Genomic DNA, 14,276 nt, shown 5'->3' with positions numbered 1-14,276 from the left:
GTCTCCATGATAATGAATTTATAGTAGTTGTTGCAAGCCTATAACAACAATTCACTTCTCTATCATTCATCGTATTTTAGAAAATATAGAAAAACAAGCCCTTTGCATAAGCAAAAGACTTGTCATACGGAACTTTATTTTTTCTTCGATAACCAATCAGCTACTTTAGTGGCTTGATCAGCTGGAACTATATTAGCAGGCATATTGCCCTTTCCTTTCGAAAGAATTTCTTTAATTTCATCCTTTGAAAGTTTCCCACCAATTTTTTGTAAGTTAGGTCCTACTGCCCCTTGTAACTGATCACCGTGGCAGCTCGTACAGCTTTGCTTCACAATATCCTCTGGTTTTGATGCTGTTTGTGCTGGCTTCCCGCCATTTTTTGCATCAGCTAACTCTTTAGATTTATTTAGCCCCTGAAATGAAAATACAAACATAACGATAATACCCAATGCTGCAATAAGAGCGAACGGAATCAGCGGATTACGTTTCATATCTCTTCTCCCCCCTCTATACCCCTAAATAGTTAGATGATTCAGTCATTTCCATTGTACTTGAAAACGCTCTATCAGAAAAGAGAAAACTACTACTCGTTAAAAATATTCCATAAATTCAGTTTATTGTTTTTTATTGTCATATAGCTTATTATTTCGATAATTATTAACGTTTCTCATCATATTTTTCGCTTTTCTACATATATTTTTGTATAGAATAAACAAAATTAATCGAAAAATCGAAAAATGAGCATTTGCAAATCAAAAGACAATTCTGTAAAATAAATTACAAGAAATTGTAATCGTTGCCGATAGCTAAATTTTAACAAAAATTAACAAAATAAAAAAGTTTACTTCACAAAGGTGAAGTAAACTTAAAAAATAACCTATTCTAAGAAATCCTTAAGACGCTTACTACGACTTGGATGTCTTAATTTGCGAAGTGCTTTTGCTTCAATTTGACGGATACGCTCTCTCGTTACGCCGAATACTTTCCCAACTTCTTCAAGCGTACGAGTTCGTCCATCATCTAAACCGAAACGAAGACGCAGAACATTTTCTTCACGATCTGTTAGTGTATCTAACACATCTTCTAATTGTTCTTTTAGCAATTCATAGGCTGCATGGTCCGCAGGCGATGTTGCTTCTTGGTCTTCAATAAAGTCACCTAAATGGGAGTCATCTTCTTCACCAATTGGTGTTTCAAGAGAAACTGGCTCCTGTGCAATTTTTAAGATTTCACGTACTTTTTCTGGAGCAAGATCCATTTCTTCACCAATCTCTTCAGGAGACGGTTCGCGACCTAAATCTTGTAATAATTGACGTTGTACACGAATTAACTTATTAATCGTTTCAACCATATGAACTGGAATACGAATTGTTCGCGCTTGGTCCGCAATCGCACGTGTAATAGCTTGGCGAATCCACCAAGTTGCATACGTACTAAATTTGAAACCTTTACGATAATCGAACTTTTCAACAGCTTTAATTAGACCCATATTACCTTCTTGAATTAAGTCTAAGAAAAGCATACCACGGCCTACGTAGCGCTTTGCAATACTTACTACAAGACGTAAGTTTGCTTCTGCAAGACGACGTTTCGCTTCTTCATCGCCTTCTTCAATACGCGTTGCAAGTCGAATTTCTTCTTCTGCAGATAGTAAGTCTACACGACCAATTTCTTTTAAATACATACGAACAGGATCGTTGATTTTAACCCCAGGTGGTACACTTAAATCATTGAGGTCAAACTCTTCTTCTGTTTTTGTAATTTGGCGATTATTAGGGCCTTCTTCGTTGTCATTATCACCAACTAAGTCAATGCCTTGTTCACCTAAATATTCATAGTATTCATCCATTTGATCGGATTCAATTTCAAATCCATTCATGCGTTCTGCAATCTCTTCATATGTAAGAACGCCACGTTTTTTTCCGAGCTCAGTGAGTTGTTCTTTCACTTGCTCAAGGGTCATTTCAGTTTCAATTTGTTTAGAACGAGCTGGTTTGTCAGCCATCTGTTCCCCTCCTTACGCGAGATACAAACATTCATTATACTAAAACTTTATCAAAAAAGCTATTTTCTCGCTTTTTGATTTTGTAAATATGCTACATAATATTTAGCAGCCTCTACAGGATCTGTTTTTTCCATTTGTTTCACTTTAAAGATGATCTCCATCTTTTCAAGTTTTTCCTGATGCCGTCTAAGCGTCTCCAAATGGCCTTGCAACACTTCTTCTGTGTATTCTGGATTAATAAATTCATCCGTCGAAATATCAGTGATAATATTTTTCAACTTTTCATCAGAGAGCCAACTTAAAAATGTTCCGACTGAAGGTTCATTTCCCTTTTCATAATATGCGTATAGTTCATATAAAATCCCTTTATGTTCTTCTGTATGAAAATCTTCTATATGGGATTCCATACGAACAGCTACTTCTGCACTTTGCAACATATGGTAAATAATTTCTCTTTCCGCTCTTTCAAAACCTGTTAACTTCGGTTTTGTTTGAACGACTTGAGACGGTTTAGCAACCTGCTTTATTTGTTTTTGCTGTACCTTTTGTTCTTTGCGATATTGGTGCAATTGATTCAAAAGTGTTTCCATTGAATACGAAAATTCTTGCGATAATGACTTCAAATATGACTCTGCCTGCATCGCATCTTGTAACAACGATAACTCTTTTAAAACACTTTTCACATATTCTTCTTTGCCAGACTCATCTTGCAAATTTTTCCCTAAACGCAAATAATTTATTTTAAAACCAACAAAACTCACACTTGATTTCACAAGATTTTCAAAAGCGGTAGTCCCATATTGTTGCACATATTCATCAGGATCAAGCTTATCTGGCAAGGATGTGACTTTCACTTGGCAACCAACTTTAAGCAATAATTGCCCTGCTTTCATCGTCGCTTCTCGCCCTGCTTTATCACCATCATAGCAAAGAACAACAGTTTCAACGTTACGTCGCAGAAGTTTTGCTTGTTCTTCAGTTAAAGCTGTTCCCATTGTCGCAACAGCTTCTTCCACACCACTTTTTACCGCAGCTAGTACATCGGCATATCCTTCAAAAAGAACCACTTGCCCACGCTTTCTAATAAACGGTCTTGCTTGGTGGAAGTTATACAACAATTTACTTTTGTGAAAAATCGGTGTTTCAGGGCTATTTAAATATTTCGGAGTGTCATCCCCTAACGCCCTTCCACTAAACGCTATCACCTTACCTTGTAACGTATAGATCGGGAACATAACTCTTCCACGGAAGCGATCGTAATGACTACCATCCTTCTCACTTCTTATTAGAAGGCCAGCTTGTTCCATACTAGACAGCGATAAACCTCTTTTTTGTAAAATTTTCGTCGCTGCATCCCAAGCAGGTGATGCATAACCAATTTCAAACTTCTCAATCATCTCTTTCGTAATACCACGGTTTAATAAATATGAAAGTGCTTCATTTCCCTCTTCCGTATTTACTAATAAATGATGATAATACTTTTTCAATAATTCATGAGCTTGTTGCATGATGACAGTGTCATCAGATATGTCTTCTTGTTGTCCTTGCCCTGATGTATACTCTGCAACCGCAATTCCATTTCTTTCGCCTAGCTTTTGAACAGCCTCGGTAAAAGCCAGTCCTTCCATTTTCATTAGAAAGGAAAATACATTTCCACCTTCTCCACATCCGAAGCAATGAAAAATTTGCTTATCAGATGAAACAGAGAATGAAGGAGAATTCTCACCATGAAATGGACAAAGGCCGAAATAGTTACGCCCCTGTTTTCTAAGTTGAACGTATTCACCAATCACTTCTACAATATCGGATGATGTCCGAATCTGTTCAACAACTTCTTCGGGAATTCTGTTCCCCATAACTCCATCTCCGTGTCGTATTTTGTATTCGATATAAATTAAAAAATTCCTTTATAATTCGACAATATTTTTCTAAACTTGTTAGAAAGTGTTGCCGATTACATTGTATAAACGATTTTGAACCTTTCCTATAGGTCCTTTATCTGCATAAATCGCATATACATACTTGCTATATAAAATTGTATACATTTGTTCATCTGTTACAAATGTATCTCTTAGAAACAATACATATACACCTTTTTACAAGAAGAGTAGCAAGCCACATATACTGTTTGATTTTGAGATCTGTAACATTTGCATGTTGATCCATGTAACAATCAACTCCATTTTGTTCAGTATCTACAAAGATCCAATTGCCTTGCTATTTCCTTAAAGGATGAGCATATGATGCGACAAACAAAATTCCGACATGAAATTCCGCTCCAACTTGCACAATTTCAGCCTTCACGGGATATACATCTACACCAACTAATATGTTGTTGATGTTTTGCATATTTCTGTATTCTACATCCCTTCTGTGAATCCTTCCATAATGTGCGTTTTCTTGTATAGATTTTGTCGATTTAACGTAATTACATGTCTTTTTCGTAAATCCTATCCCTAGTTTATTCTGAAAAATTAAAGTCTAAACGTAAAATATAGGTTTTTATCACAATTTTTTATTATAATATATTTTCTTCAACTACGCTACATATCCCTTTATTTTTTCAGCTTACATTTCAGGATGACAAACTCACACCTTGAATATACTAAAAGACAAATGAGTATAAGTATAACCATTACACTACGATCTATTACAAAATCCATAGGTATCATATTTCACACGAGCGAAAAAAGCACATTCACCTTTGGTAAATGTGCTAAAACATTTTTTGGTTTTGCACTGCATTCACAATAATATTTGCTGTTTCTTCAATCGCTTTATTCGATACATCGATTACTTGGCAATTTATTTTACTAATTACTTCCTCAAAGTGATCAATTTCTTCTTGAATACGATTAATATTTGCATATGTTGCTCCATCACTTAATCCAAGTGATTTTAATCGTTCTTTTCGAATATGATTTAACTTATCTGGCGTAATTTTCAAACCGAAACATTTTTCTTTTGCCACTTGATATAGTTCTTCAGGTGGGTCAACTTCTGGCACGAGTGGTACATTCGCAACTTTCAAGCGTTTGTTATGAGCTAAATATTGGGAAAGTGGTGTTTTTGATGTACGCGAAACACCAATCAACACGATATCTGCTTTTAAAATACCTCGTGCATCTCTGCCGTCATCATACTTCACAGCAAACTCAATCGCTTCAATCTTTTTAAAGTATTCTTCATCTAACCTACGGACAACACCTGGCTCATATCTCGGCACTTGCCCCGTAATTTCTTCAATTTGATCAATAAGAGGGCCGATAATATCGTATGCCTCTACCCCTTCTTTTGCAGCCTCTGTTACTAAATACTGGCGCATATCAGGCTTAACTAACGTAAAACATATAAGTGCTTGATTACTCTTAGCAATCGAAATCACTTCTTTTAATGTCCCTGTATCTTCTACATACGGTACACGTCTAATATCAGGAGCAAACGGGAATTGCCCCATTGCTGCTCGAACAACCAAATCAGCCGTTTCCCCTACAGAGTCAGATACGACATATACGATTTTATTATCCATTACATTACCTCACTTTAAACAAATTACACTTATTCGTTATTTACTAAATTTACAAACGCACGTGTAATATTTGTTTTTGTAATTCGCCCAATCACTTCTAAACCTTGTTTCGTATCTTTTACAACTGGCATTGCATCAATCTGTCTTTCTATTAATTCCATCGCAATATCATATAAAGAATCCTCTCTACGACACATCGCAATGTTTGGCATCCTTGTCATGATAATATTAACCGGAAGAGAGGTTAAATCCTGCTTTCCTAAGCTCGCTCTTAATAAATCTTTACGAGACACAACACCAACTAATAGAGTCATCTGATCTACAACGAACAATGTACCAACGTCCTCTAAAAACATCGTACAAATTGCATCGTATACGGAAACATTTTTATCAATTACAACCGGTCTAGATTGATAATCTTGTACTTTAATTTTCTTAACAGCTTCAGATAATAGCTGCCCCCCAGTTTTACCCGTATAAAAATAACCTACGCGTGGACGTGCTTCTAAATAACCAGCCATCGTTAAAATTGCTAAGTCTGGTCTTAGCGTCGCACGTGTTAGACCCAATTGCGCTGCAATTGATTCCCCTGTAATAGGACCGTGATCTTTTACAATCTGAATGATATGTTCTTGCCGTTTATTCAGCTCTATGATAATCACCACCTTTAATGCACAACGAAAAAAGTTATACTATCTCTTAAATATTATATACTAAATATGCTATTCGAAAAAGAAAGTATGTAAAAAGGACCGTATACGGCCCAAAATTATATTTGAAACTTATCAAGTTGTTCTAAAAAACGTCTTGATTTCAAATAAATTCCGCAATATTCATCATAATATGTATTCAATACTAAACGCATTTGTTTTTTTGTGCTATCCTTTACCGATACATTTCCGAGCCTATGTAAATCGAAATGGAAGAAAAGACGTAATAATTTATGAACAGCTTCTCCTACCGGTATACGATATGGGTCTTGCTCTGCATGACGTGAGCACAGAAAACCGCCTTCCCTTACGGAGAAGGCGACAAAGTCTGTTTCTTGATGACAAATCGCACATGTATCAAAGTACGGGCGCATCCCTAATACCGGAAGCATTTTCGTTTGATAAATTAATGATAATACTTCTGGATCAACACCCTCACACATATAATGCAACGTTTGATATAACATTTCAAATAAATACGGATTATGTTTTTTATCTTCTGTTGCTTTATCAGTTAACTCAACAATAAATGATGCATAAGCAGTTAAAAATATATCCTCGCGAATTTCTTTCATAGTTGAAATAATCTCGCCTTGTTGCAATGTTCCAAGCCCAGATCCCATTTGAATAAGAAAATGGCCATGTGTCATTAATTGCGACACAGATGCTAATCGGCTTTTCGGTTTTTTTGCCCCTCTTGCCATTGCACTTACCTTACCAAGTTCTCTTGAGAATATTGTAACAATCTTGTTCGTTTCTCCGTAATCTGTCGTACGGATAACGATGCCCTCAACTTTTTGAAACATGTTCGTCACCATCCAAGGTTTGAACAAAACGGGTCAAGAAATTGGAGAGTCTAGATGCGCTAGCTCCTCTTCATGTTGATCCATCTCATCGTTTACGTCTTTTTCCATTTCTTTCAAAAGCAAGTACGTTTCAATGCTTCCTGTTTTGGAGAAAAACTTCCAGGTAAAATCTAGCATAAGAATCCACCTTTCTCAATAAGCGTAGCCTATAAACCAATTTCCTTTGTTGTTATTAAATTGACCCATTTTGTCCATTTTCATGTGAGAAAAATTTTTCCTAATTTATCAAAGTTCATAAAAACCAATAATCAGTGGATGAACCAACCATCCACTGATTACAACTTTACTCTATTTTAGTACTCATCCTCGCGGAAACCTAGGTCACGAAGCTGAGACATTTTATTACGCCAATCTTTTTGCACTTTTACCCATACTTCTAAAAATACTTTAGAACCAAGTAGCGCTTCAATATCAAAACGAGCTCGCTTACCAACTTCTTTTAACATTTTTCCTTGTTTTCCAATGATGATTCCTTTTTGTGATGCACGTTCAACAACAATCGTTGCATTTATATAAACTGCCCCGCCCTCACGCTTTTGAATCGCATCGATAACAACAGCCACAGAATGCGGCACTTCTTCACGTGTTAAATGTAGTACTTTCTCACGAATAAGCTCTGCAATAATAAATCTCTCCGGATGATCCGTTACTTGATTCTCTGGATAGTATTGTGGTCCTTCTGGTAAATACTTTTTAATTGTTCCAATTAAAGCGTCCACATTATTACCGTCTAACGCAGAAATTGGTACAATCTCTGCAAACTCATGTAGTTTACGATATTGATCAATTAACTCTAGTAATTGCTCTGGATGAAGTTGGTCAATTTTATTAATGACTAAAAATACTGGTTGTTTCGTTTCTTTTAATTTCTCAATGATGAATTCCTCACCACGACCAAATCCTTCAACTGCATTAACCATAAACAGAACAATATCAACTTCTTTTAATGTCGTTTGCGCCATCTTTACCATGAAGTCGCCTAATTTATGTTTAGGTTTATGTATTCCTGGTGTATCAATGAAAATAACTTGTGCATCATTTTCTGTATATACACCTTGAATTTTATTACGAGTCGTTTGTGGCTTATCACTCATAATAGCAATTTTCTGGCCGATAATACGGTTTAAAAATGTAGATTTTCCAACATTCGGTCTGCCAATAATAGAGACAAAACCTGATTTATAACCTTTTCTATTCATGTAAATCCTCCGCTAAAAATGCTCCTGGTAACAATTCTCCGACTGTCGTCTCTTGAACGTCACCATGTAAGTTTGATAAGTATACTTTCGTATCCTGTTTACATAATTCTACCATAACTTGTCGACATGCTCCACAAGGAGGTACTGGGCGCTTTGTATCTGCTACAACCGCAATGGCTACAAATTCTTTATCTCCTTCAGAAACCGCCTTAAATAAAGCTGTTCTTTCAGCACAATTACATAAGCCATATGATGCATTCTCAACATTACATCCACGATATACTTTTCCACCGCGCGTTAATAATGCTGCACCTACTTGAAATTTAGAATATGGTACGTACGCTTGTTTACGCGCTTCGATTGCTTCTAGAATTAATTGTTTACTATTCATATTCCCGCATCCTTCCTGTTCACAGCTATGAAGAGATACACTCTCTCATTAAAGGCCCTTACAGCACTTCCAAAGCTTAATAAAAGCTTCGGAATGCAACTATACCATATACGGTAAAAAGATAATAGCACCAATTATAACAGCTATAATTGCAAACAATAAAACCGCTCCTGCCGCAACATCCTTTGCAATTTTTGCAAACGGATGAATATCGGCAGTCGCTAAATCTACCGTTTTTTCCACAGCCGTATTTACCATCTCTAAACTCATTACACTCCCTATTACAATAAGTAATATCATCCACTCTATTTTCGTAATATGGAAATAAAAGCCGCAGCATATAACAATGACTGCGGCTAAATAATGGATTTTCATATTTCGTTCATGACGAAAACAAAAGAATATACCAGCTATAGCATATCCAAAACTATCTATAAGTTTTCCTTTTTTCATCGTCCTAATCCAAAAGCTTCTAAAATTTCTTTTTGTCTTCCGAACATTTCTTTTTCATCTTCTTCTGTCATGTGATCATAACCAAGTAAATGTAAAAAGCCATGTAACGCCAAAAATCCAAGTTCACGATCGAAAGAATGTCCGTACTCTTCAGCTTGCTCTTTCGCTCTTGGAATAGAGATAATAAGATCCCCTAACATGCGCGGCATCTCTGCACCAACAATCTCCATTTCTCCTTCTCCCATCTCTTCCATGGCAAAGGATATTACATCTGTAGGTTGATCTTTATCTCGGTAATCACGATTAATTTCTCTAATGCGTTCATTATCTACAAATGTCACCGATACCTCCGCACCATCCTCGATATTTTCCATTTGAGCTGCTTTTTCTAACACTTCACGAATTAAACTCATATACTCTTCTTTTACTTCTTCTGTTTCATCAATAAAATCAATTAACAAACTCATTCTTTCTCCTTTTCTTCCGGAGGTTCCGGATATGTAATACGCGAATGGAAAATACCATTTAACGTTTCACACAACGTTTTTCCAACGATTTGTAGTTCCTTAAACGTCAAATCACATTCACTAAATTGACCGTCTTGCAGTCGATCTTTAATAATACTTTGCACCAAATTATTAATTTGTTCTGGCGTTGGGTGATTCATAGAACGTACCGCAGCTTCTACACTATCAGCAATACCAACAATTGCCGATTCTTTCGAAGTTGCTTTTGAACCTGGATAACGGAACATCTCTTCTGTATATTTTTCTTTATCTTCTTTAATAGCTTTATAATAAAAATATTTCAGTAACGTTGTACCGTGATGTTGCCCAGCGATATCAATAATTTCTTGTGGAATATGATATTCTTCGAGCATTCTTACTCCATCCGTTACGTGAGCAATTATAATATCTTTACTCGTTACAGGATCTAATTTATCATGCGGGTTTTTAATTCCCATTTGGTTTTCAATAAAGAATTGCGGTTGTACTGTTTTTCCTACATCATGATAATATGCCCCTACACGCGCTAATACACCATTTGCCCCAACTGCTTCACAAGCAGCCTCAGAAAGATTCGCTACCATTACACTATGATGATATGTCCCTGGCGCTTCTAACAAAATTCTGCGTAAAAGCGGATGATTTGGACTTGATAGTTCCATAAGCTTCATACTTGATACGATTCCAAGTCCACTTTCTAAATATGGTAAAATCCCCATAGCCAAAACGGATGATATAATCCCTGAAAGTGAAGCCATTAATAATTGCGTACCAATTTCAAGAGGCGAAAAATTCCCATTACGTAATAATAAGAGCGCCGCTAATACGACTACATTTAATACAGAAACGAGTATACCAGCTTGTAAAATCATTGTACGACGATTTTTTTCTCGCAAGAAAATACTAACCGATAATGAACTTAACAATACGTAAATCCCTACACTATAATTTAATGTACTCGTTACTCCTTCATTAAACATAATACTTCCGCATACAGAAAAAATCATACTCGTTAAAAAGACAAATCGATCACCAATCATTAGTTTTACAAGTATTGTTCCCATCGCAACTGGGACAACATATGCAATCCCTGCGTATTCAAGTTTTTGAAACAAACTAATGATTTTCATTAAGACGATTGTGATAGACAAAATTGTAATATACGCTAAAACATACGGTCTATCTTCTCTTTTTCTCTTTAAAAATAATTCAAATTGTTTATGCATAAAGTATAGTAATACACCAATGAGTACCGCTAATCCAACATAAGGTTGAAAGCCGTTCCCTTTTTCTAACAAACCAACTAATTTCAACTGATTATACACATCACTTGAAATCGTTTCACCTTCTCTAACAAGAACTTGTCCTTGAAGAATATAAACAGGTGGAACTAAATCTTCCTCTGCTTTTCTCTTCTCTTTCGTTAAGATCGGGTCATAAAAATAGTTCGCTGAAATTGCATATCTTCCTAGCGCCTTAATTGACTCTTTTAAACCATTATCAACATTAACACTATTCATCTCACTTACATATCGTTCTTTCGCATCTTTCAATTCGTCCATTTTAATATGCTCAGTCATGATACTATTAATCGCTGTGACCGCAGCATCTTTCGCTAATACTAATTGGCTCGAATCTGCATTAATCAAATTTAGTAAGTTTGAATCAGATAATTCTTTCGTTAAGTCAGCGGGTAGTTTCTTTTTTAACTTATCCACTTTCTCAGCATCAGTCATCTTTTTTTGATCATCCGGTCCAACAGCTTTAATCTCTTGCACCACTTCATCCACTTTAGCAAAGACGTCATTCACAATATCAACTTTGTTTTGTTTATACTCACTTTTATATGTATATTGATCTTCAACTTTTGTAGCGGCTTCTTTTTTCTTTTTATCCGTTGTAACTTTATCTTCAATTTTTATAGGAGAATGGATTGTCTTTTTCGCAATAGAATACATATTAACATCTAATTGTTCTGGTTTTACATTATTCATAAGCGCAAAAAACAGCACTGCTCCTAACACAACGTAAGAAATCCAACTTAGTTTTTTCGAATGTTGTAAATTACGAAACCACTTAGAAATTTCTTGAGATCTTGACATGATTTCAATACCTTCTCCTCTCCAGAAATAAAGTGAAACTATTTATAGCTTTCATTTCTTCTACCCAACGATACTTTGAGGCAACATTTTACACACCAGTACCTATAGTTTATTTTCCTTATCTTTCATGATAGTAAAAAATATGACATTCGCCAACCTTATCATACAAAAAGAAATGATCCTGACAAATAGGATCATTCCATTTTATCATATGCCTCAATAATACGTTGCACCAATGGATGTCTCACAACGTCCGTTTGTTCTAATGTAATAAATGACAGACCTGATACACCAGATAAAATATTAGCAGCTATAGATAGCCCTGATTTTACCCCTTTTGGCAAGTCTACTTGTGAAGGGTCCCCTGTAATAACCATTTTAGAGCTAAAACCTAATCTTGTTAAAAACATTTTTATTTGAGCACCCGTTGTATTTTGAGCCTCATCTAAAATAACAAATGAATCATCAAGCGTACGCCCCCTCATATAAGCAAGCGGAGCTATTTCAATTACTCCCCGCTCCATCATACGCTGCGTATATTCTTGTCCAAGAATATCATGTAAGGCATCATATAATGGACGTAAGTATGGATCTACCTTCTCTTTCAAATCCCCTGGTAAAAAACCTAAATTTTCTCCAGCTTCTACAGCAGGTCTTGTTAAAATAATTTTCTTTACATATCCTTGTTTTAAAGCTCTCACAGCCATTACTACAGCTAAGTATGTTTTTCCAGTTCCTGCAGGCCCTATCCCAAAGACAATATCATTCTTCTTCATCGCATGAATATATCTTCTTTGCCCCATTGTTTTTACACGAATGGATTTACCTTTTGCAGTCTTGAAAATTTCTTCTTCATATAACTCTTCAAATTGAGCAATTTTCCCTTGTTGCGCGAGCTGAATTGCATACGCAACATCTCTCTCTGAAATTGATATACTTTTACGAATTACAACAAGTAATTGCTGTAAGATTTTTTCTACGAGTGTCACCGTTTCAACTGCTCCAGATACATGAACAGTTTCTCCTCTAGTTACGATCGATACATTCAGTTCTCGTTCAATTACTTTTAAATGTGCATCATTGACTCCAAAAAGAGCGATTGCTTCGTTAGTATTTTCCAATTGTTGGTTCATTTCTACTAATTGTTCTGCCATTACTCAGTCTCCTTGAATATCGGATTCGGATATTGGTTGTGGCTCTGCAATATTTTCAACCACAGTATAATGCAATGTGACTTTTAGTTGATCCGCCTCAACCTCTTTACTCAAAATCTTATCACTTACAATCATAGCATGTTCATCCAATTTTTTCTTTAGTTCTTTTTCGGCCATCTCCTTCGCTACTTTCAGCGCTTGCTTTTCTGTATATTCTCGATTCGCTTCTTCCTCTTCTCTCACAACATCTTTTTCATATGCAATCGGCAGTGTAAAACCAAATAATTTCACATCATGCTTTACACTTTCAGTACGAGAGCGTTTATACTTATCATGCTGAAATCCCCATATTTTTATTTTCGTATCCCCGAATTTAAGAAAATGTTCATTGTATACATTACCAGTATACACTTGGAATTGCGTCTTTAGCGGAACATCTACCTTAGATGTATACCACGTTTCGCCATACACAATACCTTTCGCTGAAACAATCGTCGGACTTTCCTCATTACCATATATTCCCGATACGAGAATCTGCCCTTTTTCTACATGATCATTCTTCAGTACAACCGGCTTTCCAACTTCTACAAACGTTTTTGTAATAATCGCTTCTTTTTTTGCTACTAAATTTTGCGGCCTTTGTTCCTTTTCTTTTTTTGGTTCGTTTTTTTCAACAATTTTAAAATGATACGTCGTTCCTCTTACTTCTAGTCCCGCCCAAGTAATGGCATTAATATTATCTGTCAAATGGCGTTGTACATCTTCTACATTCGGCATTTGAAATTGTAGTTTCCCTTTTTTAATACCCATTTTATCCAATTCTTTCATCAATATATATTCTGTTTCGGGTTTTGCTCCTGTAATTTCAATTTTCCAAACCATATTTGACATTGCAATCACGCCAAAAAAGAAAATTAAAAACCCAATTAAAAATCCACTATTTTTAATTAAACGCTTATTCCAAAAAGGAAAACCATAACGTCCAATAAAATATAATTTACATTCATTTTTTCTATAAATTGGTTTTATTTTTTTCACATCGCGTAACAACATACAAAAAACTAACGTTTCATCAGCTATTTTCTTAACATCCCAAACTAACAAATTCCTCCGTACACATTCATTAACAAACCGTTCCGCTCCTCTACCTTCAATCCGCACTTTTACATATCCAAGCCACTTTATAAACCATTTATTTTTCATTTACCACCTTCACTGCCTTTCTAAAAGTAGATATACTACTTTTTATTTGAAGCATTAAAATAGCTCGTACTAAAATGAAACAAATTAAAACTGTAATCGGTCTCTATCAACGAAACTTTTACAGGATAAAGAAGAAAAACTTCACAAATGGAAGTTTC

General features: G+C 35.5%; 15 protein-coding genes. All 15 read right to left on the bottom strand.

Features of this window, described 5'->3' with window-relative positions:
* Positions 1-134: 134 nt before the first annotated feature.
* Entirely contained in the window at positions 135-491 is a 357-nt protein-coding gene (cccA, locus tag BM089_RS12170) for a cytochrome c550 (protein WP_000828142.1), read from the bottom strand.
* Positions 492-877: 386 nt separating this feature from the next.
* A complete protein-coding gene (rpoD, locus tag BM089_RS12165) occupies positions 878-2,005 on the bottom strand; it encodes an RNA polymerase sigma factor RpoD (protein WP_000764066.1) in 1,128 nt (375 codons plus the stop codon).
* Positions 2,006-2,064: 59 nt separating this feature from the next.
* Positions 2,065-3,861, bottom strand: coding sequence for a DNA primase (gene dnaG / locus BM089_RS12160; RefSeq protein WP_000528221.1), 1,797 nt, complete (start codon positions 3,859-3,861; stop codon positions 2,065-2,067).
* Between the two features lie 81 nt (positions 3,862-3,942).
* Positions 3,943-4,086, bottom strand: a complete 144-nt coding sequence (locus BM089_RS31075) for a hypothetical protein (protein ID WP_000479733.1) — start codon at positions 4,084-4,086, stop codon at positions 3,943-3,945.
* Between the two features lie 635 nt (positions 4,087-4,721).
* Positions 4,722-5,534 (bottom strand): pyruvate, water dikinase regulatory protein, encoded by an 813-nt coding sequence (locus BM089_RS12145; RefSeq protein WP_000368944.1) that lies wholly within the window; start codon positions 5,532-5,534, stop codon positions 4,722-4,724.
* A 29-nt stretch (positions 5,535-5,563) separates the two neighbouring features.
* Entirely contained in the window at positions 5,564-6,196 is a 633-nt protein-coding gene (locus BM089_RS12140; RefSeq protein ID WP_000583756.1) for a transcriptional regulator CcpN, read from the bottom strand.
* A 107-nt stretch (positions 6,197-6,303) separates the two neighbouring features.
* Positions 6,304-7,050: a DNA repair protein RecO gene (gene recO / locus BM089_RS12135; RefSeq protein ID WP_000487009.1), complete on the bottom strand. Its 747-nt coding sequence runs from the start codon at positions 7,048-7,050 to the stop codon at positions 6,304-6,306.
* A 33-nt stretch (positions 7,051-7,083) separates the two neighbouring features.
* The gene (locus tag BM089_RS12130; RefSeq protein ID WP_000883924.1) at positions 7,084-7,227 is read right to left on the bottom strand and encodes a YqzL family protein; all 144 of its coding nucleotides are present in this window, start codon (positions 7,225-7,227) and stop codon (positions 7,084-7,086) included.
* Between the two features lie 176 nt (positions 7,228-7,403).
* Positions 7,404-8,309, bottom strand: a complete 906-nt coding sequence (era, locus tag BM089_RS12125) for a GTPase Era (protein WP_001080230.1) — start codon at positions 8,307-8,309, stop codon at positions 7,404-7,406.
* Positions 8,302-8,700, bottom strand: coding sequence for a cytidine deaminase (locus tag BM089_RS12120; protein ID WP_001086285.1), 399 nt, complete (start codon positions 8,698-8,700; stop codon positions 8,302-8,304). Before BM089_RS12120 ends, era begins: the two co-directional genes overlap by 8 nt.
* 99 nt (positions 8,701-8,799) lie before the next feature.
* Positions 8,800-9,153 carry a diacylglycerol kinase family protein gene (locus BM089_RS12115; protein ID WP_000715464.1) on the bottom strand — a complete coding sequence of 118 codons (354 nt, stop codon included), beginning with the start codon at positions 9,151-9,153 and terminating at the stop codon, positions 8,800-8,802.
* The gene (gene ybeY, locus BM089_RS12110; RefSeq protein WP_000054684.1) at positions 9,150-9,620 is read right to left on the bottom strand and encodes an rRNA maturation RNase YbeY; all 471 of its coding nucleotides are present in this window, start codon (positions 9,618-9,620) and stop codon (positions 9,150-9,152) included. The genes BM089_RS12115 and ybeY overlap by 4 nt, the downstream gene beginning before the upstream one ends.
* Complete coding sequence (locus BM089_RS12105; RefSeq protein WP_000091513.1) at positions 9,617-11,761, bottom strand: HD family phosphohydrolase; 2,145 nt, start codon at positions 11,759-11,761, stop codon at positions 9,617-9,619. Before BM089_RS12105 ends, ybeY begins: the two co-directional genes overlap by 4 nt.
* A 194-nt stretch (positions 11,762-11,955) precedes the next feature.
* Positions 11,956-12,915 carry a PhoH family protein gene (locus BM089_RS12100; protein ID WP_000840520.1) on the bottom strand — a complete coding sequence of 320 codons (960 nt, stop codon included), beginning with the start codon at positions 12,913-12,915 and terminating at the stop codon, positions 11,956-11,958.
* A gap of 3 nt (positions 12,916-12,918) precedes the next feature.
* Positions 12,919-14,118, bottom strand: a complete 1,200-nt coding sequence (gene yqfD / locus BM089_RS12095; RefSeq protein WP_000792498.1) for a sporulation protein YqfD — start codon at positions 14,116-14,118, stop codon at positions 12,919-12,921.
* Between the last annotated feature and the right edge of the window lie 158 nt (positions 14,119-14,276).

It is taken from the genome of Bacillus sp. 5mfcol3.1, assembly GCF_900114335.1.
GTDB lineage: Bacteria > Bacillota > Bacilli > Bacillales > Bacillaceae_G > Bacillus_A > Bacillus_A thuringiensis_S.
This window is presented reverse-complemented; position numbering and strand designations above follow the sequence as displayed.

Coding starts and splice junctions, on each gene's coding strand:
- cccA (WP_000828142.1), bottom strand. CDS start 491: ATGAAACGTAATCCGCTGATTCCGTTCGCTCTTATTGCAGCATTGGGT.
- rpoD (WP_000764066.1), bottom strand. CDS start 2,005: ATGGCTGACAAACCAGCTCGTTCTAAACAAATTGAAACTGAAATGACC.
- dnaG (WP_000528221.1), bottom strand. CDS start 3,861: ATGGGGAACAGAATTCCCGAAGAAGTTGTTGAACAGATTCGGACATCA.
- BM089_RS12145 (WP_000368944.1), bottom strand. CDS start 5,534: ATGGATAATAAAATCGTATATGTCGTATCTGACTCTGTAGGGGAAACG.
- recO (WP_000487009.1), bottom strand. CDS start 7,050: ATGTTTCAAAAAGTTGAGGGCATCGTTATCCGTACGACAGATTACGGA.
- BM089_RS12130 (WP_000883924.1), bottom strand. CDS start 7,227: ATGCTAGATTTTACCTGGAAGTTTTTCTCCAAAACAGGAAGCATTGAA.
- era (WP_001080230.1), bottom strand. CDS start 8,309: ATGAATAGAAAAGGTTATAAATCAGGTTTTGTCTCTATTATTGGCAGA.
- BM089_RS12120 (WP_001086285.1), bottom strand. CDS start 8,700: ATGAATAGTAAACAATTAATTCTAGAAGCAATCGAAGCGCGTAAACAA.
- BM089_RS12115 (WP_000715464.1), bottom strand. CDS start 9,153: ATGAAAAAAGGAAAACTTATAGATAGTTTTGGATATGCTATAGCTGGT.
- ybeY (WP_000054684.1), bottom strand. CDS start 9,620: ATGAGTTTGTTAATTGATTTTATTGATGAAACAGAAGAAGTAAAAGAA.
- BM089_RS12105 (WP_000091513.1), bottom strand. CDS start 11,761: ATGTCAAGATCTCAAGAAATTTCTAAGTGGTTTCGTAATTTACAACAT.
- BM089_RS12100 (WP_000840520.1), bottom strand. CDS start 12,915: ATGGCAGAACAATTAGTAGAAATGAACCAACAATTGGAAAATACTAAC.
- yqfD (WP_000792498.1), bottom strand. CDS start 14,118: ATGAAAAATAAATGGTTTATAAAGTGGCTTGGATATGTAAAAGTGCGG.